We start from the raw sequence: 24,016 nt of genomic DNA, 5'->3' as shown, positions 1-24,016 counted from the left end.
CAGGAATATGACCAACACGTTTATTCACTCATCTCTTCGCTGACAATATGCACCACTTGTGCGGCCACGGGGGCCAAGGCTAGCGCTTCGAGTAATGCGTGTTGATCTCTTTTTGCTGGCATTAAATATTGCCCTTTAAAGCTCAGCGTGATGACGGGCTCATTAAAAGGAAAAGGCGTCATCAAATATTGATTACCTTTCAATGACTTAATTGTCACGGTTGTTGTTTCTGTGGCAGTTATCGGCACTTGAACCAAAGACAGCGACTGACGCTCCTGCTCACAAGTACCGTTAAAATATAATGCAAGCGTATCGAAAAATTGTAATTGCTTATAATTTTGCCATAGATGACGTTGAAGCCAATAAAGCGTCGTTGGTTGTTGATTTAACTGCGCCATTAATAGGGTTTGTCTTTGGGCTAACAATCGAAACTGTTCATTAAATAATACTTTGAATTTATTTGGAATATCACTAACTAAAGCACGCTCACTTAAACCATATCGCCCATGATAAATACCCCACATATGCATCGCGGCTAATAAACCACAATAAAGATGATGCGCTTGATTAAAATCGACCGACTTCATCATAGTGGTTACTTTTAACGCACTGGGCGTATTCGATAAATGCCAAGGTAAACCCGTTTGAGGATTAACGCAGGGGTTCGCATCAAGCTCAAACCAACCTCGATCGTGATGATCAATGAGATATAACATCTCAGTTAATGGCGTTATCCCTTCAAAATCAGTATTGCCAAAAACTCGCGCTAATTTCCCTGCAAAACCACTATGTTCAGCCATAGTCACAATAAAATGAGGCTGATCAGATGTCGCAGATTGCACTATCATGTATCCTCCTTTCAGTACTCTCATTCTTAGCTATTATCACAATATAGCACTTTAATATTTTTTAAGTCATGTCACCTCCAGTGAAGAAGCACCTAACACCATCTTGATAATAGCCATGCTAGCCGATTGTCGCCCCCTGATATCGATTAGTGACTCTGTTGATCTAAAAGAGTGTGACACCGCTGACATAATACCCGCAACTGCGCTTTGATGTTGTCATCCAATGGCCAACCAACAAAGCACTATGAATTAGTGCATCCTTGTCAACTCAATGTGGTGCTCTTTAAGCCTGTCACTGTGGGGCTGACGCTTAGTGATGCCGATAACATCACTCAAACATATCTTGAAGCCATAAACCAAGATGGCCGCCTGTTTCTCAGCCCTGGTCAATGGCAAGGGGCAAAGATCATTCGCGCCGCCATTAGCAACTGGCAAACGGATGAAAGGGATATTGAAATAGCCAAAGCCACACTTTGCGATGTCGCTGAGAAGCTGTCAAATTCAGTGGACTCACCTCAGTAAGTTAGCAATAAACACACGTTCACTAAGCTCATCAACCCACAATTATTATAATCACCGATGAGCTTAATCCGCTGTTGAACGAAAACAACCACGCCTCATAAATGCTAATGAGTATAAATAATCTACACACCACGGCATAAGAAAGAAACAACCAAGCCTCAACGGGCGCTAGACTTAAGTTTAACACCCTTTAAAACTGGTAAGATGAGTTTGTAACGTTTTGACTATAAAAGTGATAGCTATAACTTTACTTATCAATTTATTATTAGTTTAACATTTACTAATGTATAGCCCTATTTTTCTTAGGTCAATCACATTGAAGCCTTTGCCAATGTAGATACAGACAATCAACAAGGGCTAATCTTTTTTAGATATTTTCGATAACTGAATTTTTCATAGCAACACGTTGCTATATATGGAGTTAAAAAATGACCAGCCCTAATCAACTGACTCCTGAGCTTGAGCAGATTGCCAACGCTATACAGCGCGCCATCAGCGAACATCAAACTCAAGCGGACTATAACGGTGTGACTGACATTGAGCTCGATCAGGCCTATAGCGAAGCACTTTCTTACTATCAGCAACAAGATATGAATGCGGCATTAGTCGCTTTCACCTACTTAATCATGAACAATCCATGGCGTCGCCACTACATCGTTGGCTTTGCCTCTAGCTTGCATGCTCTGGAGCAGTACGAAAACGCACTGACTTTTTATGGCTATGCCGCTTTGATGGATGCTTGTGATGCTGGGATAACCTTTCGAATTGCTCAGTGCTTTTTCGCTATAAACAGACAAACAGAAGCCATCGAAGCCTTGAAAACCAGTATTGATCAGAGCTTCATCGAGCCCGTTCAACCTGAAATAAGAGCACTAGCACAAAACTTACTCCAAGAAATAATTAGCTAATAATACGCATCATTTAAGGAGAGTGATTATGACTCAAAATATACTCAATATAAGTAGAAGTAATTTGGCGTTAGATCTTGCTACCCCTCAAGAAAAAGCACCTGTTTCCGCCAAAAAATTTGACAGTAACCAAGTCCCACTCACTGATATCAGTTTAGATTGGGTACATGTTCCACGTCCGGTAGACAGAACAATTGCGGCGCTAGATTTAACCGAAATAAATGCTCCTGACAGAAAAAAACTCGAATCAATGAAATTAATTAAACGTTCAACGGAGCTTGACCAAAAAGCAAAAGAAAATGGCGTTGATCTTGCTAAGAAAAACTTTTTTAAAGCCTTATTTAATGTCGCGTTAGGCGGAGTAGGATTAGGGCTATCTATTGCGGCAACGGTATTAACGGGCGGAGCAGGCCTCCCCGTCATGGCGGCTTCAGGTGTTGCCTTTGCCCTTGTCGTCGCTGATGCCGGCTGTGCCTTTGCCGATTGGCGCAATAAGGCTGGCGGTGGAGATGGCCTTAAAATGGGCTCCGATGCCTTGGCAAATGTCGTACATACTCTGCTTGATAAGATGGGTATGAACGATGAGCGTGCACAATATTGGGCAAATACTGCATCTGTGGCACTTCGCACTACACTGATTGTCAGTACCTTATGGTGCAGTACAACTTCTAGTGCCAGTGTACCCGGCGCAATAGGCAGTGCGCTGTCGATGATAAAGTTGAGTAAAAGTGCTGTTGGCACCATAGGCGGACTGGGTCTTGATGTCAGTATCGATAATGCAAAAAATAATGAGGCTAAATTTAAAAAAGCGGCCACTAACGCTGATCTGTTCGAATCACAAATAGATCAGGATATTGCCCTAAATAGCGCTCAACACAAGGCCAGCCAGCTAGAAACAAAACTAAGCCAATTGGAGTCTCGTTCACAAATAAATCAGCTTGCTAGAGCCCAGACCATCACCAAGTTACAGCAAACCAATAACGAATTACAGTTACTCAAAGCGCAAATCATGAAGCTTGTAATCTCAGGAGAACTCAGTTATGAAGTACAACAGAGCCTAGGCTTATCAGGACAACAAGTGACGGTATGACTTTAATTAACTGAAATACTCAATTGACTTGGTTCAGATAATTAAACTCAGCTTTAATGGAAGTCATGGTTGCGCTAAAAAAAGCAACCATGACGCTATTAACGCGCATTGATTTTATTCATTTTCAATGACTTTGGTTTGCAACAGCTTAGCTTCAATGATATTAACTTGCCATTGGTTAGCATTCTGCTCCTTGGCAAGAGTTAATGCTTTTTGGTAATAATCGAATGCCAATTTATTATCCTTTGCCTTTTCATACGCCACCGCAATGGCCTTTATAAACTCAATTGAATGTTTAAAGTTCTCTTCTTTATCCAGCAATCGTTCCACTCCCGCTTGAGGCGAATCAAAATGTCCAACGTAACTGGCGAGCATCATAACAAACGCGGCTTCAGATGCTGGCAGTTCTTTATTAACCCTAAGCATAAACTGATTAATGTCTGCTTGTTTTTTATTGCGATAAAAATAGCTAATGGCAGCCCTGACACTGGGCGTTGGGATCGCTTGGTTGATATTAAACGCTGCTAATAATGGCTTATAATGATCGAGCAACGCATCAGGAGATTCAATTTTATTCAACTCTCTTTCGGCAATAAACCAACCACTAAAGATTTTCTTCAAGCTATGACGAAGACTAAATAATGCAACTGACACATGATTTTCATCCGGATAATGCTTAAAATGCCAATTGATATTCTTAGGCTGCAGATCGTCGAGCACATCAATCAACCCATATTGCCCCATGCGCGTTTCATCACCCAATGATAAATACAGCGACACGGGTTCATGCTGGCTTTTTGCAAACACTTTTTTAGCCCGTTTGACAAAAGCATAATCATTCAACCACACTGACGGACTCGAAGATAAATAATCAGTAAATGCATCCGGCGACTCCAGTAACGCATTTAGTACAAATAAGCCACCAATGGAATGACCAAATAGTATTGTGTTATCGGCAGTCCGATAGTTTTTCTCAATATAGGGTGTTAACTCTGAATTGATGTGGGCTAAAAACTCTGACGCTCTACCATTATCTTGCTCTTTTAGCGGTGCAGTCAATCCCTTAGGTGTCATATACTGTCGATATTTATCGGTCCCTTTATCCGCGATGCCGACAAGGATCACATCGGGAATAAGCTGACCTTTATTGGCTAACAAATCCAACAAGCCCGACGCACCATGAAACAGGTAATCACCATCTAAAAGATAGAGAACAGGATAACGTGTGGATGGATCCGCATAATAATTTTCCGGTAACAACACCTGAAATTCACGAGATTCTCCCAGCAATGAAGATTCGATCACAATCCGCTTTCCCTGCATATTCGATGCAGCAAGAGTCCAAACGGGCAGTACTGCAAAGAGCAGTAGCAAAATACAAAATATCTTTTTTATCATTATAAAACTCATTAATTGATCACCTCATTAAAAGGTGAATGTTCATCCCTAAAGCAATTCATTAAAGCTTCAACACACAGGTTAAGGTAAGTCGTGGTCAACTGCTCATAAAAAACAAAATTAACAGAATATTCTGGCTCTATGCTTATTTCTCAAATTCTTGCAGCTGTGGCAGCGCATCGGAAATCTCATGCCAAGCCGCTTTATGTGCCACATACACATGGCGGGTGGGTGTAACCTTTGGATCCGTATCCAAAGTGCCTAATGGAAACCCTAAAATATCAGGATGATGATCAAACCTTGTCAATAAACTAGAACCACATTCAGAACAAAAACCTTTGTGCTCGCCGGGAGAGGATTCATAAAATTTAATCAATTCTTCACCACATATTATTTTCCATGAATCCGTTTTTATTTTTGCTCTGGTTCTAAAAGCTGATGCATGTAATTTCCGGCACATACTGCAGTGACAATTGAGCACATCATCAAGTTCACCATCGATTTCATATTGAATTCGGGCACATAAACAACTTCCTTTATTAATCACAACACGCTCCCTATATTTGCTCACATTCACCATAAATGACATTTGAGCTGATAAAGTATCACCCCTAAATCTCCATTGTAAATAAATTGTTATTATGTACCACTCAGATACTATAAAAAAACCATAAAAAAAGGAGCCCTAAGGCTCCTTTTTTAAAGTCGAATTAACTGATTACTTAGCTAATGCTTCTTTTGCTTTTTCAACTAAAGTGGTGAAAACCACTTTATCGAAAACAGCGATGTCAGCCAAAATCTTACGATCGATTTCAATAGAGGCTTTTTTCAAACCATTAATGAAACGGCTGTAAGACAGACCATTTTGACGAGAAGCCGCATTGATACGTGCAATCCAAAGTTGACGGAATTGACGTTTCTTTTGACGACGATCACGGTAAGCATATTGACCAGCTTTAGTTACAGCTTGAACTGCAACGCGGTAAACACGTGAGCGAGCTCCGTAATAACCTTTGGCTAGTTTAAGTACTTTCTTGTGACGAGCACGAGCGGTTACACCACGCTTAACTCTAGGCATTGTTCATTGCTCCTTTAATTAAGCGTATGGTAGTTGACGTGCGATTGCTGGCACATCAGACTTGGCGACTTGACATTTTGCACGTAAGTGACGTTTACGCTTAGTGCTCTTCTTGGTCAAAATATGACGTAAATGGGCTTGCTTGCGCTTGAAACCATTGGCGGTTTTCTTAAAACGCTTTTGTACACCCTTGTCTGTTTTCATTTTAGGCATTGCTAAAACTCCGCATTGGGACATTAATAAAACGCAAGGCGAGCAGAGACCTTAACAGACCCTGCTACTTTTATGTTGCCTTACTATTTCTTTTTCGGCGCGAGCACCATGACAGCTTGTCGACCTTCCATTTTCGGGAAGGACTCGACGACTGCTAGCATCTCCAAATCCACTTTGATACGGTTCAAAAGATCCATACCTAGGTTTTGGTGAGCCATCTCGCGACCACGGAAACGCAGCGTAACTTTCGCTTTGTCGCCGTCATCTAGAAAACGCTTCAGGTTGCGTAGTTTTACCTGATAGTCATTTTCATCAGTACCGGGACGGAATTTTATTTCCTTCACCTGTATCTGTTTCTGCTTCTTCTTTTGTTCTTTTTGAGCTTTCGCTTTATCAAAAAGAAACTTTCCGTAGTCCATGATCCGACAGACAGGCGGCTCGGCATTAGGGCTAATTTCAACGAGGTCTACACCTGATTCATCAGCGACTTCTTGAGCATCTCTAATACTCATGATACCTAATGGCTCGGCATCAAGTCCGTTTAAACGGACTTCTGAAACACCAGTGATGAGTTCGTTAATTCTGTTCGGGGCCGCCTGGCGCCCTGCTGTTTTTTTGATCTTTATGACCTATTCCTCCAACAAATTGAGACTACGGAGCGAAATTTGCTTGTTAATCTTGGCGGCAAACTCTTCTATTTGCATTTTGCCTAAATCAACTCCCTCTCGGGTTCGCACCGCAACTTCCTTATTTTCAACTTCTTGATCACCAACGACCAATAAATAAGGAACACGCCTTAAGGTATGCTCGCGTATCTTAAAGCCTATCTTCTCATTTCTCAAGTCTTTAGTTGCTCTAATTCCACGTTCTTTGAATATATTTACCACTTCGTCGACATATTGCGACTGTTTATCGGTAATATTCATCACCACAACTTGCTGCGGTGCCAACCACGTGGGGAATTTTCCCGCGTACTCTTCGATGAGAATACCTAAGAAACGCTCAAGCGATCCTAAAATGGCACGATGGATCATCACCGGTGTTTGGCGGCTGTTATCTTCAGCGACATAAGTGGCGCCTAAACGGCCAGGTAACGCGTAGTCTAACTGAACGGTACCGCACTGCCATGCACGATCTAAGCAGTCATGCAGAGTGAATTCGATTTTAGGGCCATAAAACGCCCCTTCACCGGCTAAAATATCATATTCGATATCATTGGCTGTTAAGGCTTGCTTAAGCGCTTCTTCGGCTCTGTCCCACATATCGTCATCACCAATACGTTTTTCCGGGCGCGTCGATAACTTCACGGCAATATTTTTAAAACCAAAGGTCGCATAGGTGTCATACACCATCTGAATGCAGGCACGGACTTCTTGCTGCACTTGATCTTCGGTACAAAACACATGAGCGTCATCTTGGGTAAACCCACGCACCCGCATCAAACCATGTAAGCCACCCGAAGGTTCATTACGATGACAACAACCAAATTCCGCCATCCGCAGGGGTAAATCACGGTAAGATTTTAAACCTTGATTAAAAATCTGTACATGACCAGGGCAATTCATGGGTTTAATGGCATATTCTTTATGTTCAGAATGTGTGGTAAACATGGCATCGGCATATTTATCCCAATGACCACTACGCTCCCATAACGCTCTGTCCATCATCAAGGGGCCTTTCACCTCTTGATAAGTATATTGACCTAACTTTTGACGAATGAATTTTTCAAGTTCTAAATATAGACTCCAACCATCATTATGCCAAAACACCATACCCGGTGCCTCTTCTTGCATATGATATAAATCGAGTTGCTTGCCTATTTTACGATGATCACGCTTCGCGGCTTCTTCAAGACGATTTAAATGCACTTTTAAGGCTTTCTTATCTGCCCAAGCCGTACCGTAAACCCGTTGCAACATTTTATTGTCTGAATTACCACGCCAGTATGCGCCCGCCACACTCATTAATTTAAAATGTTGGCAAAATTTCATATTAGGCACATGAGGACCACGGCACATATCAACATATTCTTCATGATGATATAAAGCCGGTGTATCATCTTGACTGATATTTTCATCCAAGATGGCCATCTTGTAAGTTTCACCGCGCGCTTCAAACGTGTCACGGGCCACTTGCCAGCTGCCAACACGCTTTTCAACTTTATAGCTGGTTTTAGCCAACTCCGTCATGCGTTTTTGCAGCGCATCGATATCTTCCTGAGTCAGCTTATGCTCTAAATCAATATCATAATAAAAGCCATTATCGATAACAGGACCGATCGCCATTTTTGTTTCAGGAAAAAGCTGCTTAATGGCATGACCTAATAAATGCGCACAAGAATGACGTAATATTTTAACGCCCTCTTCATCTTTCGCCGTAATGATCGCCAGAGTAGAATCCTCTGCTATCATATCGCAAGCATCTTTTAGCTCACCGTTAACACGGCCAGCAATACACGCTTTGGCCAAACCAGGACCAATATCGGCGGCTACATCAAGGGTAGAAACAGGCGTGTCAAACTCACGTTTGCTGCCATCAGGAAGGGTAATTACAGGCATGAAAATTCCTTATCCAGTGGTGATCCCCACGTAGGACCACTTGGTTTTATCAAAAATTAATCGTTAATATCAACATCATCAAACAAACAAACAGTACAGGAGCCGGATGAGTGAGGATGTAAAGGGGGAGTAATTCTAAGGGGTACAAGGGGGTAATAGCAAGATCAAAAGCAAAAATGGCACACTTTTAGTCGTCAGTAGAATGATCCATTCAATCCACTCAGTTTCATACTCTCAAGTCAATTAACGTAAGCATCCATTTGCCCTAAATATGTCACCCCAATGTCATTAACAGCCTTTATTATGACGCCAATTGATGTAAGGGATACGTTTTCTCTTGGTTGTAGGCTATCGGCTTAAGTGACAGCCCTACACCGCGATTTTATCCCGAACAGAATTTAGCCATCAAAGATCAACATACCCTATGGAGTTTGTCATGATGAAAGCATGGATCCTCGCAGGTGCACTGGTTCAAAACGAAATCCCTCCGCACACTCAGGTTGTTAATGCCTCTATTTTTGATACTCAAGCATTAACACAAGAAATCGAAACCACCTTAAATGAACAAATGGCCCAGTTGGTAGAAGACAGCCAAAAGACATTACTCGATATCATTCCAACAACGCAAACACTGGCAAGTCAGCCTAAAAGTCATCACAGGCATCCTATTTCGATACAGAAAAAGAGCAAATAATCCCCCCTCTTATTATTTATCCGCACTGATAGTGATAAACTGGATCTTCATCAGGTTTAAAAAAGAGAGCGACATGGAAAAGTGGGCATTAGTCACAGGCGCAGCGCGGCGTATTGGTCGGGCAATTAGTCAGCAACTGCATCAAGATGGCTATAATATTATCATCCATTTTGGCCAATCCAGTGATGACGCACACAGGTTAGCCAGTGAATTAAACCAACGTCGCCTCGATTCTGCTTTTTGCGTACAAGCCAACCTTGATGACGAAAATGATATATCAAGCATGATTAACCTCATCAACGATAAACATATTCCTTTAACATTGCTCGTCAATAATGCCTCTGCTTTTTCGCCCTCTGAATTTGGACAAACAAACTTTACTCAATGCCAGAAAACACTGACAACCAATCTCATTGCGCCTTACTTATTAGCGCAAGGTTTATTCCCGCTTTTAAGCCAAGCGCAAGGCCTCGTCATTAACTTACTCGACATCCATGGAAAGCGACCTTTAAAGCATCATGGACTATACTCTATATCTAAGGCTGCGCTTGAAATGGCAACGCTTTCGTTAGCCCAAGAAATGGCCCCCAAGGTTCGGGTTAATGGGATTGCACCGGGCGCTATTTTATGGCCCCAAAACAGTAATGAGCAAGCTCAATCTGATGTGATCCAAGCCATTCCATTAGCCAGACTCGGAAAGAGTGAGGATATTGCCAAACTGGTGAGTTTTCTCGCAAACGCGCCCTACATTTCAGGGCAGATCATTGCCGTCGATGGTGGACGCAGCGCAACAGGCTTTAAAGGAGCAGAAAATATCGAGTAATGAGCGATATTCACTCGTCACAACGTTTGAGGTATGAATTATGTTGTATCACACTAAAACGATCAGCTGCCCACATTGTGGGCATCACCAATATATTGATATCGATGCCAGCGCAGGCGATCAAGATTATTATGAAGACTGCCGCGTTTGCTGTAATCCCATTCATTTGCGATTACATTTAGATGAATACCAAAAAAAGGTAGAAGTCTTTATTGGATCGGATGATGAACAACTTTATTGATCCTTCAGAGGAGTGAATTAACAATAAAGTGAATGGACAATGAAGTGGCATAACACACAAATGAATGTTTCATTTCAATGAACATTCATTTGTGCAATAACGTCAACGTTGCAACAAGCTCATCGCTACAAAAAATGGCCCCTCTAAACGTTGTGCCCAAAACGTTGTGCTAACACGCGTTCAACCGTATCAACTATCGCTTGTGTTTGACTATCTATTTCAATATTGAGCGTATCACCTTGTTGATATTGCTCTAAATTTGTCAAACGCAATGTTTCTGTGATCAAATGCAGCATAAAGCTATTTTCAGTCACCGCACCCACCGTTAAACTGCAACCGTTAACACCCACAAAGCCTTTATAAAGAATGTAATTCATCCATTGTGGATCCAGTGTCAATTCAAGATTATAATGGCTATCGGTCTTGCTCACTTCACTCAAAATCGCTTGAGTATGCACATGACCAGAAAGAATATGTCCACCAATCTCGCAGCCAAAGGTCAAAGAACGCTCAATATTCACCCAGTCACCGACCTGCAGATGAACTAAGTTCGTTAAACTTAAGGTTTCTTCCATCACATCAAAAAAGACATGCCCATTGACCTCTTGAGTCACCGTTAGGCATACGCCATTGGTTGCCACACTTGCCCCAATCTGTAATCCTTCACGAAGCGACTCATCGATGGCAATCTCAAACGTGTACATCCCCGTTTTAGTGTGGATCGCCATGACTTCGCACTTTGCTTGAACAATTCCAGTAAACATCACTTACCCCATTAACAGTATTCAGGTTTAACTTTCAAAACCATTTTACGCTAATCACCCCCTAATTACCCAAACACAAAAAATGAACCATTTCATCACCCTCCACAAGGATGAGTTTCGAAGACATACTCTTCGATGAAAAAACATAATCAAAACACAATCAAAACATAATTAACATTTTTATTTCAATAAATTAGTTTACTTCCCTTATCTTTCAAAACACTTTATAATTTGGTGTTAATATCATCACATATAACAACTTTATCGTTCCTACAACATTCCAGAATCAGCCTATATATTGATTATTAAAATAAATAATAACCAGGCCATTATCACAATGATGAAAAATTCCAGTGACTGTAACGATAAATTTTTTAGCGTCAACCTCGTTTAAGGCAGCTTCATGGAACATTCCGGCTTTCAAGCCAAACGCTTAATACAACTCGCACTTCCCGTTCTTATTGCACAAGTCACCCAAACAATGATGGGGTTTATCGATACCGTGATGGCAGGCAGTGTTAGTGCCTTGGATATGGCCGCCGTTGCTATTGGTATGAGCTTATGGTTACCCGCAGTATTATTTGTTCAAGGGCTATTGCTGGCCTTCACCCCTGTATTTGCTCATTTACACGGAGCCAATAATACCAAAAAAATACAACCCTTAGCCTTTCAAGCGATGTATATTGCACTCGTTGGCAGTGTTGGGGTAATTTTATTTCTGAATGCATCTGAATATGTCTTTAATCAAATGCAGTTAGATCCCCAGTTAGTCGCGGTCAGCGTGCAATATATTAATGGACTCATTTGGGGCGTGCCTGCGTTTATCCTCTACCAAGTTTACCGGGGCTGCAGTGAAGGCATTTCTCATACTCTTCCGACTATGGTGATTGGCTTTGTGGGACTAGCGGTCAATATACCGGCTAACTATATCTTTATATACGGACACTTAGGCATGCCAGCCATGGGCGGCGCAGGGTGCGGTATTGCCACAGCACTCGTCTTTTGGGCCATGTTGATTGCCATGCTGATTTATATGCTGCTAGACAATAGATTCAAAGAAATCACTCCCTTTAAAGCCTTTCATAAGCCAAATATCAACACGATTATAGAAATGAGCAAACATGGCTTTCCTATTGCCATGGCACTCTTTTTTGAAGTCAGTTTATTTGCGGTAATTGCGTTATTATTAGCGCCACTGGGAGCTAATATTGTTGCTGGACATCAAATTGCGCTAAACTTCTCCTCCATCGTCTTTATGATCCCTTTATCTATCGGTATTGCAGCCTCCATCCGCGTTGGCTATTACTTAGGCCAAGATAAAGCCCACTTATCCGCTTTAGTGACAAAGATCGCCCTCATTATCTCTTTTTCTCTTGCGATGATAACGGCAATCACCACCATCATATTTCGGCACCATATCGCACTCTTATACAATAAAAACCCTGAAGTGGTTAGCTTAGCAGGCAGTCTCATGTTACTGGCCGCGCTTTATCAATTATCTGACTCGATTCAAGTGGTCGCAGCGGGGGCATTGAGAGGTTATAAAGACACCAAGAGTGCCTTATATATCACACTCATTTCCTACTGGCTTATTGGTATGCTACTTGGGTTTATTCTCGCTCGCACCGATCTCATCGTACCCGCGATGGGCGCTCACGGCTTCTGGATTGGCCTTATCGCAGGTTTAACCGCAGCGGCGGTGTTATTTGGTTTTCGTTTACGCTATATTCAAAACAATCCCCTTATGGCTAAAATGCTGGAACATGACTAATTTTTCTTTTGGCTTAAGCTTTTGCTTCGCTTTTTGCTTAGTTCTACGTCAACTTGCACAGCAAAACAGCGTTTAACCAAAAAAAAGTATTTTTCACTTGCCTTGAGCACTATATCAACCTTAATATAGCGCTCATTCCAAGGGGGAAACCTAACGAACACAGATAACGTAGTCAGTTCGACACAAGTAAAATATACAACCGTAGCTCAGTTGGTTAGAGCACTACCTTGACATGGTAGGGGTCGGTGGTTCGAATCCACTCGGTTGTACCATCTCTTTTGAGAGATAAAGCAGTAAAAATTGATTGAAAATAATCAGCACAACCATAGCTCAGTTGATAAGAAGAGAGAAGCACTACCTACACTTTTTACAGAAAACTGAATGTGGACGTAAAAAAGACAATACAACCGTAGCTCAGTTGGTTAGAGCACTACCTTGACATGGTAGGGGTCGGTGGTTCGAATCCACTCGGTTGTACCATCTCTTTATTATCAAATCCATTTTAAAGTTAAAAATAACTGCCAAGTTAGTCAGTTAACGCACTACCTACTCTTATAAAAAGCGGCGGTAGCGGTCGATAGTCCAGATCCACTCGGTTGTACCATTTCCTTTAAACTATATCTCATTCTTTAAGTTAAACATCCAGTAATACCAATTTAATAAAATTCATGTCATAAAATGAAACCAGCTTTCAAATTTAACGCAAGCGACTTATCTTAATACCAATCCACATTGATCTTAATATGCTAAATATCACCTAACCAGCTTATCATTCATTTATCACCAGATTAGCTTGGCCATAGGCTAACTGATCATGTTCATTTTCAATAACATAATTGATTGTCACAAAGCGATTATCTTGGTTGAGTAATACCACTTTAATCACGTCTCCTTCTACGCTGGTATCCCCATCAATACTAAAAGAGGCCACCAATGTTATGTCTTCATCCGACGCTAAACGATCATTGTCGAGTACATCAAGGAAATACACTTTATTCTCTGTTTTGTTTTGGTAAATGACATCATTCAATCCCATTTTGTCAACCGCAATAATGTTCACATCGAACAATGCTGGCTCAGACGTTAAATCAAGATCCTGTACCGTTAAATAAAACACATCTAGGCCTAAATAATCCTTACTCGCTTCATAGGTCCACCCATTATCATCATTCACTAATTGACCAAACTCGGGCTGCTGATAAACCGATACCGTCAATTGATCATGATCATTATCAATATCATTGATCATGGGCCAAAAATTGATTTTACTCCCCGACACCAGCACAAACGATCCTCCTAAGATGCTTGGCGCATCATTAACATTCACCACGCTGAGATCAAAAGCCGGTAAATTCGCGGTACTGCCATTCTCATCGGAAACACTGATCACAATATTATTGGTCACACCCACATCGCTATTACTGGGTATGCCCGATAACCCCCCCGTTAGCGTATTAAAGCTAGCCCAACTGGGTTGATTAACGATGCTGAAGCTCAAGCTGTCACCATCGATGTCATTGGAGACTGGCGTAAAATGATAAGCGCTATCTTGAGTCACAGCCGTTAACGGCGTGCCTGAAATGGCTGGCGCGTCATTAACATTCACCACGCTGACATCAAAAGCCGGTAAATTCGCAGACAAACTGCCATCGGAAATCGCAATCACAATATCATTGGTCACCCCCACATCAGCGTTGGTCGGCGTACCGGTTAACTCTCCCGTTAGTGTATTAAAGCTAGCCCAGCTGGGTTTATTAACGATATTGAAGCTCAAGCTGTCGCCATCGATGTCATTGGAGACTGGCATAAAATGATAAGCACTACCTTGAGCCACAGCCGTTAACGGCGTGCCTGAAATAACGGGCGCATCATTGATATTACTCACCGTTAAATTAAAACTGGCTAAATTCGCGGTACTGCCATTCTCATCTAAAACACTGATCACAATATCAGTGGTCACGCCGACATTGCTATTACTGGGCATGCCTGTTAACTCTCCCGTTAGCGTGTTAAAGCTGGCCCAGCTGGGTTTATTCACGATGCTGAAGCTCAAGCTGTCACCATCAATATCATTGAAGACTGGCGTAAAATGATAAGCGCTATCTTGAGCCACCGCCGTTAACGGCGTGCCTGAAATAACGGGCGCGTCATTAATATTCACTATGCTGACATCAAAATCCGGTAAATTCGCAGACAAACTGCCATCAGAAACCGCAATAACAATATCATTGCTCACCCCCACATCGGCGTTGGTCGGCGTGCCCGATAATTCCCCCGTTAGTGTATTAAAGCTGGCCCAACTGGGTTTATTAGTGATGCTGAAACTTAAACTGTCGCCCAGATCAGGATCCGATCCCAAGGGAGAAAAATAAAAATGGCTATTTTGTAATATTGTGGTCGCGGGTGAGCCTGAAATAACAGGAGATAGATTAATGGAATTGGCTGTTATTTCAGTGGCACTATGAGTCACACTGCTAAAGCGACTATCATTAGCTATAAGAGAAAATATAGTGACAACAGAACGTCCAACTACAACCTGATCGGCCGTTGGAGTAAAAACAATTGATTGCAGTTTATTTTGTGCATTCGACAAAGTCTCTGAGGCAATAGAATAATGTCCAGGGCTACCGATTAACCCCGTTCCTGATAAAAGGCCATTTTCCGCGGAATAAGAAATACTGACCGATAAATTATCATCATCAGCATCGAAAAGTGTCAGTGTATTAAAGGGGATCACTGTTTGGTGATCATTAATCGTCACGACATTCGCTGTCCCCTTGATCTCTGGTGCAAAATTTGGCTCGATTAATGTTACCCTTGGTACAGGATTAACGCTATCAACGTCATGTCCACCCGTTGTTGATGTTTTTAGCCAACCAAAAGAACGTGAGCCTGCAATACTCGCATTGGTGACACCATAAAGGATCACCTCAACAATTGAACCAGCTGGTGTCTCTTCGGTGATCTGGATCCAGCGATTTCCTCCCCATGCATTACTGTTCGCACATGTCTTGACAATATTATTGATTTTAACTGCCAATTTTTGGCAAATATTCAACTCCTGAACATTGGGATCATCGACAATATAAAAACCACTAGGAAAACCGACATAGAAGACGGCGTGGCTTGCCGTTAAGTCGCTAACCGTTGTATACGAAAACGTATATGTTGCTATGGCGCCTGGTGTGGTGTCACTCACCGCCATATTCACATCAAGTAAATTAGCGGCTGATAGCTCCCAAGACAATACCCATAAGAGAACCCATAATCGATGTCTACTTTGGATAAAATTAATATAATAACAAAACAAAACAACCTCCAGCACCTCAAAAATATCACTCTGTTTTTAAATGTTTGCTTTTTACATTCTCATTGATTTAATCGATACCACTCACAAGATCCTTAAATGATCACGACACCGAGTTTGTTCAATGTCATATAAAAGCGCATTGATTGCTGTAAAAAACAGCTCACGCCCCCTTAATCAGCCACCCCTCCAATAAATTAGCTTCCTTATGCCTGCGGGTCGGGTATTTATCACCAAAATCACGTAAATTCTCTAACGCGCTAAACCAATCGCCAGCGGAGACCTGACGCCAAAAATTGGGGGTTCTACAGAGCAGGTTGCCATACTGAAAAGCAACCGACGCAATGACGGTCTGACAGGGCGACGGTAAATGCTCAAAGGGAACAAATGGATTTGAGCTTTGCCACAGAGATTCAAGCCGAGTGATGGCCTGTTGCTTAGCATACTCATTAACTTGAGTCATTTCGGTTTCACAAAGCGTTAAAGGAGACACCTGTAAAGCCGCTTGGGCCTGATGCCGTTTAAGACCGGCATAAGGCATGATTTTATTGGCAAGTGTTGACTCGAAGGCCTGTTCCAATTCACCGCAGGAACGTGCGCCTAAATCAAATCCGCAACCTATGGTCACGCCCGAATGACTATTTTCTGGATCCGGGACATAAGCCGTATTGCTGTTACCTTCTAGGGCTTCGATAAAAATAAAGTCGATCATTTGTTCATTCCTTATGGATAAAAGTTCAGGGCGTTAATCACAATAAAAGTGGTTGGTTCTGAGTAATATCGATACTGCTGATAGGCTTGGTGATGATTTAAAGGCAAGGTAACCGTAATAAACCCAGACGCATCGGCGCGGGTTTTTAATGTATTGACGTCAAGCTCGATGAGGGTTTGCCACTCGCTAGCGGCATCTAATCCTTGAATTTTAGGGGCATGACCAAGGTAGCTTGCATTGGCTGACAGTGATACCGATTGAGCATTGAAAGCAGAGAAATAATGAATATTGAGCCACTCAGCTTGCCCGCTGGCAATACTGCTTACCCAAACGGACAGGTTGTCATTTGAAATCACATGTTCGGGTGAAAAATATAGCGAAGAGACGGCAATACGGTCTGGATGAATATATTCATCTGTCACACAATCCCCGCTTAAACTCGGCTCCTCATGATAAAAGCAGAACGCCTCTAACCAAAAGAGGGTCGTTGGTGGCGATAACAAGCGAAAAGATCCATATTCTTTTTCAACCGCAAGGGCATAGACAATACTGACCGTGTTTTTTTCATCTATCACACCCGCATTGTCAATATAGGAGGATAAATCATCACTCAAGTCTGTCCAGATAAAATCTTGACGGCCTCGTCCTTGCAGCTTGAGATTATACCCTTGAAAACGTTGATCTAAAGACAATCTGAGATAACGCGGATTGATGGGGATCTCAAAATCTAATTGTAACCATTCGTTGTTGCCACTCTCTTTGTCACTTCTCCACCACCAACTCCTCTCTCTGGCATTACCGCTTGTCGGTGCCCAGTGACTACTTGAAGCGGTAACTGTCTTGATACCGGCATTAGCCATAATGGGATTATCTATGATTAAGGCATTAGCAATTTTTGCAAAATCTAACGCTGTATTCGCCGCTTGTTGAATTTGGTTTAATACGTTAGTTGAAATACCCGTAAAAATAGACAGCGCTGCGATCCTTTCGACTTCCTTGAGGATTTTTTTTTGTATCGCTTCTAACTGATTTTGCGCCTCAATATCGGTAGGATCGGCAGCAAAAGTGACTAATGCTAATAAGAACATATTGGCCAAACTTAGCTCATGGGAAAAGCTGGCATTAATCAAACTGAGCAAAACAATGTTTTCACTCACTCCTTGAAGATTTTGTTTTTCATTGAGATCAATTTGAAACATTGAGAAAACATTGAGATCGGAAGCTAACTGCAAACCTAATGCTCGGGTGATCACTTGAGTCCCATATTGGGCATAAAATGAATAACCTTTACCGTCAGCTTTAATCCTCTCGGCAACCGAAAAGTCTAACCATTGTTTCGCTAGAAACGTCAGCCCGTTAATTTGGATTTTGGCAGCTTGTTCCGTATTCAGATCATCAATAAGAAAAAAACTAGACAAGATAAGCTCATCGACACTGCTCCCATAGAGATAATCATTAAACGGATAAACCTGTCCGGTGTTAATATCGAGACAAACACTGGCATCACAGCGCATACGCGTATTGATACTGGGCGTCACTTCGATAGCAATTTCGCCCTTAAACGCTGACGAGATCGGTATGGAGACCCAACCTTTATCATCAGACTCGCCTTCCCAAAGCCAATAGCCGTCGCTGTCGAACACCTTCACCACGCCATTTTGCACCTTGCCTTTAAGCACAGAAGCATTCAGGAGAATGGCGTTATTACCGATATTCACCCCTTCTTCAATGCAACCTGAAATCATAAAAATAAGCGCCCACAACAAGCATAAATAACCTTGTCTCAGTGTCATGACATACACTCCAATAAACCCAAAAGATGAAAGGAAAACGAAAGAACCTGAGTCCAGGTTAAAGAAGAAAAAAGATTAGTTAACCTGAACTCGGGATAATGAGTGTCAAACAATCTCAACATTTCATTTAAAGTCAACAACTTAAAAAAACTGGTTATTCTTTATTTTCATATTTGGCGTAATGCCGAAACTTTTGTCGATATCAAGGCGGGATTTCGTATCTAATAGCTGGCTATTAGTAGAAAACACAACACAGATAGGGGCAAAAATAGCGGTATTAAGCGGCGCTGCTTATCCCGAGTTCAGGTTAGTTATTAAAAATACGATTGGAAAAAGAGGTTAAATGGGTGCTGGTCAGCACATTAAAGATCATCAACACATCACTGCATAAGCTGATTTGTTCCGCCGTCAATGACTCATCATTACGGCAATCTAATGCCGGATGGGCTTGAACTCGATCCATGAAGGCCGTATCAAATGGACTCAGTATGCCTTGGGCCTGAAACCAAGCATTGCGGCTAATGGCCGCTGAATAATAATTTAATTCAAACTTATCTTTGAAAGGCTCTGCAAAATCTGAAAATAATGCTCGTAACACATAACGATAACTGCCCGATTTCTCGATTTGGCGTAAATCAGAATATTCATCATAATCCCCTTCTTGATTCAATTCGTCCCAATGTTGATCGGCCACACGATGTAAAAAAGCATCCGGGTTTTTAGCGATGAAGGCTTGGCTTTTATCACTTAATAAACGCGCATGATATTGAATTTCATAAGCGCAAGTTCGACAAAAACCTTGACCTTGAGCCAAGAGAAAACCGGCATCATTAGTCACTAAATCAACGCCCGTTGGCACCACAATATTCAAGCCATAATGGGCGTCGGTATACACATCAAAACGCTGCTCATTATAGGCAATCTTCACCCCTGGAAAGAAGCGCTCAAATATCGTCAATACATGAGTAAGCTGTTTAGGCGTACCTGATGAGGCGATCATGTCAGCAAAACGGCGCGTTTTCACTTTAATAAAGCGAAATTGCTGATAGTCAACTTGCTTAAAAACGAACAGTGGCAAAAGAGTGGCGGTTTCTGCATAAGCGGATGCCATAAAAACATCCCGTGGATCCAGGCTTATTGCATCGAGATAATCGTAAAAACTTGAGGTAACATGGTCTCTCTCACGCCTATTCGGCTCTATTCTGTCTAATGAAAATAACGCCGTATTTTGTCGCATATTCACGGGTAATTGCGATAGTGGTGATTGCTCTAGCTGAGTTAAGTAGCGTGCGGGAATAACCCAGCTCACATTTGCCGCGCCATTTTCGAGTCCACCATCACCAATGCCTATCAATTGGCCCTCTGGATTAACGATCGGAGAGCCTGAATAGCCTGGCAGTAAACTGCCATCCAAATAATAAATCGGTAATGTGACACTGGGCATATTGGTTTTTCGGAGGATCTCCACCGCCTGACTCGGCAATAATTGCAGTAACACTTCAGGTTTAGCATAACCTTTAACCAACTCTCGAGTACTCATTCCCAAGGCGCCACGATGGTAACCTAAGGCCGTCACCCAGGTTTTGTAAGGCGGTTTTTGCCCGTCAAAATCCAGCAGCGGCACCCATTCCTCGATCGGACGCTTCACTTCGAGTAACACTAAATCGGCCTCAATTAACAGAGCCTTAATCGTTGCCTTACGGCGTTTTTTACCAAATTCAATAATGATCTGACTACTGGGTGAACTGTGCATGACATGTAGAGAAGTCACAATCTGTGATGGCTGTTTCCAAACAAAGCCCGTTGCCACAGCAACCACTGCGCCGTCATTTTTTATTTGTACCCTCACCGTCGACAAACTTAACCGATCAGGATCAAACTCAGCATGCCCGCTCACACCCTTTAGCAATAAACCCGCTAATAAAAAAAAGGAATATGGTTTCATCGTTATGGCTCACACAAGAGTGTTTGTACATATCCAAGCGCCTTCACATTAAGCGCTACAGGCAAGTCATATCGCTGCAATTGTTCAACAATATGTTGCCAGTTAGGCGTTAATATTTTAGCCTCTTCAAGCACTTGATCTAAGGGGGCTGTCATGATAATCGTTTGCATCGCAGGGCAAGCTGCACCATCAAATCCCCCGCCATCGCACACCAACGCTTTCACCGCTAACAGCATGGTTTTTTGGGGATCGCTAGGGAGCTGCTCTAAAATATTCAATGCTAACTCTTCCCATTGACCGCCTGTTAATTCAAAATTATTCACCACCTCCTCAAGCGGCAAAGATGCATCTGTTAGCAGCAACTCTTCACAAGCAGAAGCATTGACATTCGCCGCAAATAACAAGCTCGAGTGCTGCTGATAAACCCCGCGCTCTACCTCTACCACCACCTCCACCGCCTTGTCGCTTATCGGACGTTGAGCCAAGGTTTTTTCAGCCGTCGTACTCAGCCCTGCCTTATGTCGAGATAATGTCACACCAAACTCTTTAGCATAAATAAAATCAAGGGCTTGGCTTTCACTGTATCCCAAAGAGACATACTCTTGTTTGAGTTCAATTAAAGAAGGTGACAAGAGATTATTACTGCGGACAAACACCCCTAAATAAGCCCCTATCACACAGGCTAAACCAAAACTGCCCAATCTCACGGCTTTAGCATCATTAAAATAGCGATCATTGAGCCCTAAAATAGCCCCGAGTAAACTGGATAAGACCCCCAACATCGTCGCTACTGTCGGCGTGACGCTGGTCCCCATGATCACCCCAAAGAGTAACCCAATCCCACTACCGCCAAACAGCGACAAGGGTAAACTGACTTTTATTTTCATAAGGTAACTAATTTATTTTATTGAATTTAACGAATGAGTAATTGCGGTGTTTTTCGACGGCGGAGCCTTCTTTTGCCCTTATTAAGGCCAAATTGATATTCAAAATTAGCGAAAAAAGTATTGATATAATCCCCTTCCCCCAATTCAGTTCGCTCAGCTCTCAGTGACACTCGCATTCCTTTACCCAATTGATAGGTTAATTCGCTGCCGAAAGAATACAGGAGTGACGTATCCCAAAAATTATAAGCATCATATTCGGGGTAATAGGAAACACGAGTAAATACATCCAATATAAAATCAAACCCCCAACGATATCGGTAACGATTTAGCAGATTATGAAAATTTCTCGACTGCGTCTCAAAAGCCTTATCCCCTGGCAACACTTGCCGATGACTAAAAATATACTCCAGCGTTAAGTCCGCACTATCAAAATAGAATTGACGAGAAAACATCAGTCCCGCCCCCATTTCTCGATCGCGATAAAGCTGATTATCGCCATTATCTTTATAGCGACTCTCCCCGTAATACACATCACCCCCTAAGGTATAACCCCCACCGAGATCGTACTCCACAAACAGCTCTGTTTGCATCTTATTACGACTCAATGTAAATAACTCAGACTGTCGATAATCCGACTGATTAATATCTATCACCTCCCCTTCCATCGTCAACTGCTCATAAGCCAGATCTAAATGCACTGATGTATTCGTCAGTAAGTTACCTCCCGCAGTCAAAGACAAAATCGTAGCATCATATTGGGCGTGTAACTGACTGTCTTTTAATGCCGTATTATGCGTATCTCGACTTAATTCAATCTCTCTAACCTCTTGACTTAAATCTACATAATAATTAATTTTACGGTACCAAACTCGGCTCCTTTTTTGGCGAAAAATATCATCGTGCCCCGCCATTATCGGTAATGCTATCGCCCGATTTAATTTATCATCATTCGATAAAGCCGGAGCCATGAAGACACTCGGGATAATACACACCAAGGTAATCATGTACACCATTGAAAAGTAAAGGTTATTTCTATACATAAAGGCACCTTTAACAATACACACCAAAAGATGTGACTGCCAATGTGAAATAAAACAAGAAAGGAAATCAATAAGAAGAAAATGAAAGGGTTTAATAACTTGAAAGTGCTATCAACAAGGTTTATTTTGTGCCGTTTCAATGGCTATTTCGTAGAACTTGACCTCTGCTCTTTTTACGTTACTTGCTCACCCCCTTGAGCTTTTCCACCGTACGTAAACTGGCGAGGCCTAACATGGCCAAAGTCAGCTCTAACATGGTATCGAGCGGCAGTTCGGGTGTGCCCATACCGGGTAATAACCATTGCAGAACTGGGTTAACCACAAAGGCAAATAAGAAGCCCAAGCCACACACCCACATTAAAAAAGGCCGCGCCCCCGCCACAAAGATACTGCGATGCCCCGCCTGCACCTTATTGATTTCGGTCTGTGCCAACGCCGGCTTTTGCGCCAGTCGTTGCTTAACCATTTCAAGACTTAATTGCTCTTCGTCGCTAGTAAATAAGTCATCTAACACTGTGCCAATAGCGGCAATGGGCTCGGCCGCCTCCCCAGAAAATAGCCGTGCTAAAAATCCGCCCATAAAAGACTCCTTAGGAACTTAAGTTAAAATAAATAGTAGGTGATATTGAATGTTGGTGTTGGTGTTGGTGTTGGTGTTGGTGTTGGTGTTGGTGTTGGTGTTGGTGTTGCAGACAGTAAAATAACCTTGCTGACTTTTTTAATTAATCATCACCATTTCGGCACGCCGAGAAAGCAAAATATAGCGAATAAAATCAGTGATAATTTCATGTATTTCCTGCTGTGTATGACTATCCTCATGATGATGACTGTCTTGATGATGACTTTCTCTATGATGAGAATGAAGCGGGAATATCCGACTTTGCATCTTTCTATTACTAAACTGACATTCAATATTTTTCCCTTGCGCGACACTATAAAAACGGATGATATTATGAGAATGAATATTTTTACTGGCCACCTCTCCTTCTCTTACAGGCACATCCGCAATATGCAAAGTCACTCCCACCACAAATGAAGTGCTAATATCATCACGTGTTAGTGTCACCGTTTCCTCCGTAATACCGCTGTGAAATCCATGTTCACAGAGCGCCTCTTGTACATTTTCCAATAAAAGCCTGATGTGCTTTTTCAGGTAATGATGAATAATATTCAGCTGACTCCATTCATCTTCTGTTTGCGCCTGATCCGCTTGTACTTGAAGCATTTGATAATGTTCAAGATGGGTGTAATGTCGATGCATAACGTCCTCTAGGTGATCCGTATGATCATCAAAATGATCATGGTGCCAATCATGCTCTTTACATTCTGATCCTGGTATTGGTTTTTGGCAATCGGCACACAAGGCCTCGTGATCCCTTATTGTCATATCAAATCCTCTTTTTTATCATTTTAAATTCAATTAC

Annotated in this window: 23 protein-coding genes and 2 tRNA genes; 9 read left to right on the top strand and 16 right to left on the bottom strand. The window is 42.1% G+C overall.

All coding sequences use genetic code 11. The features are described 5' to 3' along the window. Positions 1-20: 20 nt before the first annotated feature. The gene (locus L2764_RS01725) at positions 21-848 is read right to left on the bottom strand and encodes a DUF3891 family protein (RefSeq protein WP_248938517.1); all 828 of its coding nucleotides are present in this window, start codon (positions 846-848) and stop codon (positions 21-23) included. A 210-nt stretch (positions 849-1,058) separates the two neighbouring features. Between L2764_RS01725 and L2764_RS01720 the strand changes: the two genes are divergently transcribed. From L2764_RS01720 to L2764_RS01710, 3 genes are all read left to right on the top strand, one after another. Next, complete coding sequence (locus L2764_RS01720) at positions 1,059-1,370, top strand: hypothetical protein (RefSeq protein ID WP_248938516.1); 312 nt, start codon at positions 1,059-1,061, stop codon at positions 1,368-1,370. Positions 1,371-1,798: 428 nt separating this feature from the next. Next, positions 1,799-2,278: a CesD/SycD/LcrH family type III secretion system chaperone gene (locus L2764_RS01715; protein WP_248938515.1), complete on the top strand. Its 480-nt coding sequence runs from the start codon at positions 1,799-1,801 to the stop codon at positions 2,276-2,278. Positions 2,279-2,306: 28 nt separating this feature from the next. Next, a complete protein-coding gene (locus L2764_RS01710; protein ID WP_248938514.1) occupies positions 2,307-3,368 on the top strand; it encodes a hypothetical protein in 1,062 nt (353 codons plus the stop codon). A 114-nt stretch (positions 3,369-3,482) separates the two neighbouring features. Here L2764_RS01710 and L2764_RS01705 read toward each other — a convergent pair whose 3' ends face one another. From L2764_RS01705 to thrS, 6 genes are all read right to left on the bottom strand, one after another. Then, on the bottom strand, positions 3,483-4,766 hold the full coding sequence (locus L2764_RS01705) for an alpha/beta hydrolase (RefSeq protein ID WP_248938513.1): 1,284 nt from the start codon (positions 4,764-4,766) through the stop codon (positions 3,483-3,485). A gap of 145 nt (positions 4,767-4,911) precedes the next feature. Further along, entirely contained in the window at positions 4,912-5,313 is a 402-nt protein-coding gene (locus tag L2764_RS01700; protein ID WP_248938512.1) for a GFA family protein, read from the bottom strand. A 171-nt stretch (positions 5,314-5,484) separates the two neighbouring features. After that, positions 5,485-5,844 carry a 50S ribosomal protein L20 gene (rplT, locus tag L2764_RS01695; protein WP_248938511.1) on the bottom strand — a complete coding sequence of 120 codons (360 nt, stop codon included), beginning with the start codon at positions 5,842-5,844 and terminating at the stop codon, positions 5,485-5,487. Positions 5,845-5,862: 18 nt separating this feature from the next. Continuing rightward, positions 5,863-6,057 (bottom strand): 50S ribosomal protein L35, encoded by a 195-nt coding sequence (rpmI, locus tag L2764_RS01690; RefSeq protein ID WP_012155497.1) that lies wholly within the window; start codon positions 6,055-6,057, stop codon positions 5,863-5,865. Between the two features lie 83 nt (positions 6,058-6,140). Then, the gene (gene infC / locus L2764_RS01685; protein ID WP_248938540.1) at positions 6,141-6,683 is read right to left on the bottom strand and encodes a translation initiation factor IF-3; all 543 of its coding nucleotides are present in this window, start codon (positions 6,681-6,683) and stop codon (positions 6,141-6,143) included. 3 nt (positions 6,684-6,686) lie between these two features. Next, positions 6,687-8,615: a threonine--tRNA ligase gene (gene thrS / locus L2764_RS01680; RefSeq protein ID WP_248938510.1), complete on the bottom strand. Its 1,929-nt coding sequence runs from the start codon at positions 8,613-8,615 to the stop codon at positions 6,687-6,689. 436 nt (positions 8,616-9,051) lie between these two features. Between thrS and L2764_RS01675 the strand changes: the two genes are divergently transcribed. The 3 genes from L2764_RS01675 to L2764_RS01665 all read left to right on the top strand — a co-directional run bounded on the left by L2764_RS01675 (position 9,052) and on the right by L2764_RS01665 (position 10,373). Next, entirely contained in the window at positions 9,052-9,309 is a 258-nt protein-coding gene (locus tag L2764_RS01675; RefSeq protein WP_248938509.1) for a hypothetical protein, read from the top strand. A 73-nt stretch (positions 9,310-9,382) separates the two neighbouring features. Next, on the top strand, positions 9,383-10,132 hold the full coding sequence (locus L2764_RS01670) for a pteridine reductase (protein WP_248938508.1): 750 nt from the start codon (positions 9,383-9,385) through the stop codon (positions 10,130-10,132). A gap of 40 nt (positions 10,133-10,172) precedes the next feature. Continuing rightward, positions 10,173-10,373, top strand: a complete 201-nt coding sequence (locus tag L2764_RS01665) for a CPXCG motif-containing cysteine-rich protein (RefSeq protein ID WP_248938507.1) — start codon at positions 10,173-10,175, stop codon at positions 10,371-10,373. Between the two features lie 143 nt (positions 10,374-10,516). Here the strand turns inward: L2764_RS01665 and L2764_RS01660 are convergent, their stop codons facing one another. After that, positions 10,517-11,137 carry a riboflavin synthase subunit alpha gene (locus L2764_RS01660; RefSeq protein ID WP_248938506.1) on the bottom strand — a complete coding sequence of 207 codons (621 nt, stop codon included), beginning with the start codon at positions 11,135-11,137 and terminating at the stop codon, positions 10,517-10,519. A gap of 403 nt (positions 11,138-11,540) precedes the next feature. Between L2764_RS01660 and L2764_RS01655 the strand changes: the two genes are divergently transcribed. From L2764_RS01655 to L2764_RS01645, 3 genes are all read left to right on the top strand, one after another. Next, the gene (locus tag L2764_RS01655) at positions 11,541-12,908 is read left to right on the top strand and encodes an MATE family efflux transporter (protein ID WP_248938505.1); all 1,368 of its coding nucleotides are present in this window, start codon (positions 11,541-11,543) and stop codon (positions 12,906-12,908) included. A 195-nt stretch (positions 12,909-13,103) separates the two neighbouring features. Beyond that, positions 13,104-13,180 (top strand) — tRNA-Val (locus L2764_RS01650). Positions 13,181-13,311: 131 nt separating this feature from the next. Further along, positions 13,312-13,388, top strand: a tRNA-Val gene (locus L2764_RS01645). 289 nt (positions 13,389-13,677) lie between these two features. Here the strand turns inward: L2764_RS01645 and L2764_RS01640 are convergent. From L2764_RS01640 to L2764_RS01605, 8 genes are all read right to left on the bottom strand, one after another. After that, positions 13,678-16,218: an Ig-like domain-containing protein gene (locus L2764_RS01640; protein WP_248938504.1), complete on the bottom strand. Its 2,541-nt coding sequence runs from the start codon at positions 16,216-16,218 to the stop codon at positions 13,678-13,680. 160 nt (positions 16,219-16,378) lie between these two features. Further along, a complete protein-coding gene (locus L2764_RS01635) occupies positions 16,379-16,927 on the bottom strand; it encodes a pesticin C-terminus-like muramidase (RefSeq protein ID WP_248938503.1) in 549 nt (182 codons plus the stop codon). An 11-nt stretch (positions 16,928-16,938) separates the two neighbouring features. Then, positions 16,939-18,720 carry a hypothetical protein gene (locus L2764_RS01630; protein WP_248938502.1) on the bottom strand — a complete coding sequence of 594 codons (1,782 nt, stop codon included), beginning with the start codon at positions 18,718-18,720 and terminating at the stop codon, positions 16,939-16,941. Positions 18,721-19,027: 307 nt separating this feature from the next. Then, positions 19,028-20,665, bottom strand: coding sequence for a S1 family peptidase (locus tag L2764_RS01625; RefSeq protein ID WP_248938501.1), 1,638 nt, complete (start codon positions 20,663-20,665; stop codon positions 19,028-19,030). Between the two features lie 2 nt (positions 20,666-20,667). After that, a complete protein-coding gene (locus tag L2764_RS01620; protein WP_248938500.1) occupies positions 20,668-21,552 on the bottom strand; it encodes a hypothetical protein in 885 nt (294 codons plus the stop codon). 26 nt (positions 21,553-21,578) lie between these two features. Further along, complete coding sequence (locus tag L2764_RS01615; protein WP_248938499.1) at positions 21,579-22,592, bottom strand: hypothetical protein; 1,014 nt, start codon at positions 22,590-22,592, stop codon at positions 21,579-21,581. Between the two features lie 178 nt (positions 22,593-22,770). Next, a complete protein-coding gene (locus L2764_RS01610) occupies positions 22,771-23,172 on the bottom strand; it encodes a 3TM-type holin (RefSeq protein ID WP_248938498.1) in 402 nt (133 codons plus the stop codon). A gap of 138 nt (positions 23,173-23,310) precedes the next feature. Further along, entirely contained in the window at positions 23,311-23,979 is a 669-nt protein-coding gene (locus L2764_RS01605; RefSeq protein ID WP_248938497.1) for a hypothetical protein, read from the bottom strand. Positions 23,980-24,016 lie beyond the last annotated feature (37 nt).

Source organism: Shewanella surugensis (assembly GCF_023284005.1).
Classification (GTDB): domain Bacteria; phylum Pseudomonadota; class Gammaproteobacteria; order Enterobacterales; family Shewanellaceae; genus Shewanella; species Shewanella surugensis.
This window is presented reverse-complemented; position numbering and strand designations above follow the sequence as displayed.

Bases quoted from the DNA above. Each gene is read 5' to 3' on its own strand.
- L2764_RS01725 (WP_248938517.1), bottom strand. From the start codon at position 848: ATGATAGTGCAATCTGCGACATCTGATCAGCCTCATTTTATTGTGACT.
- L2764_RS01720 (WP_248938516.1), top strand. From the start codon at position 1,059: ATGTTGTCATCCAATGGCCAACCAACAAAGCACTATGAATTAGTGCAT.
- L2764_RS01715 (WP_248938515.1), top strand. From the start codon at position 1,799: ATGACCAGCCCTAATCAACTGACTCCTGAGCTTGAGCAGATTGCCAAC.
- L2764_RS01710 (WP_248938514.1), top strand. From the start codon at position 2,307: ATGACTCAAAATATACTCAATATAAGTAGAAGTAATTTGGCGTTAGAT.
- L2764_RS01705 (WP_248938513.1), bottom strand. From the start codon at position 4,766: ATGATAAAAAAGATATTTTGTATTTTGCTACTGCTCTTTGCAGTACTG.
- rplT (WP_248938511.1), bottom strand. From the start codon at position 5,844: ATGCCTAGAGTTAAGCGTGGTGTAACCGCTCGTGCTCGTCACAAGAAA.
- rpmI (WP_012155497.1), bottom strand. From the start codon at position 6,057: ATGCCTAAAATGAAAACAGACAAGGGTGTACAAAAGCGTTTTAAGAAA.
- thrS (WP_248938510.1), bottom strand. From the start codon at position 8,615: ATGCCTGTAATTACCCTTCCTGATGGCAGCAAACGTGAGTTTGACACG.
- L2764_RS01675 (WP_248938509.1), top strand. From the start codon at position 9,052: ATGATGAAAGCATGGATCCTCGCAGGTGCACTGGTTCAAAACGAAATC.
- L2764_RS01670 (WP_248938508.1), top strand. From the start codon at position 9,383: ATGGAAAAGTGGGCATTAGTCACAGGCGCAGCGCGGCGTATTGGTCGG.
- L2764_RS01665 (WP_248938507.1), top strand. From the start codon at position 10,173: ATGTTGTATCACACTAAAACGATCAGCTGCCCACATTGTGGGCATCAC.
- L2764_RS01660 (WP_248938506.1), bottom strand. From the start codon at position 11,137: ATGTTTACTGGAATTGTTCAAGCAAAGTGCGAAGTCATGGCGATCCAC.
- L2764_RS01655 (WP_248938505.1), top strand. From the start codon at position 11,541: ATGGAACATTCCGGCTTTCAAGCCAAACGCTTAATACAACTCGCACTT.
- L2764_RS01635 (WP_248938503.1), bottom strand. From the start codon at position 16,927: ATGATCGACTTTATTTTTATCGAAGCCCTAGAAGGTAACAGCAATACG.
- L2764_RS01630 (WP_248938502.1), bottom strand. From the start codon at position 18,720: ATGACACTGAGACAAGGTTATTTATGCTTGTTGTGGGCGCTTATTTTT.
- L2764_RS01625 (WP_248938501.1), bottom strand. From the start codon at position 20,665: ATGAAACCATATTCCTTTTTTTTATTAGCGGGTTTATTGCTAAAGGGT.
- L2764_RS01620 (WP_248938500.1), bottom strand. From the start codon at position 21,552: ATGAAAATAAAAGTCAGTTTACCCTTGTCGCTGTTTGGCGGTAGTGGG.
- L2764_RS01615 (WP_248938499.1), bottom strand. From the start codon at position 22,592: ATGTATAGAAATAACCTTTACTTTTCAATGGTGTACATGATTACCTTG.
- L2764_RS01610 (WP_248938498.1), bottom strand. From the start codon at position 23,172: ATGGGCGGATTTTTAGCACGGCTATTTTCTGGGGAGGCGGCCGAGCCC.
- L2764_RS01605 (WP_248938497.1), bottom strand. From the start codon at position 23,979: ATGACAATAAGGGATCACGAGGCCTTGTGTGCCGATTGCCAAAAACCA.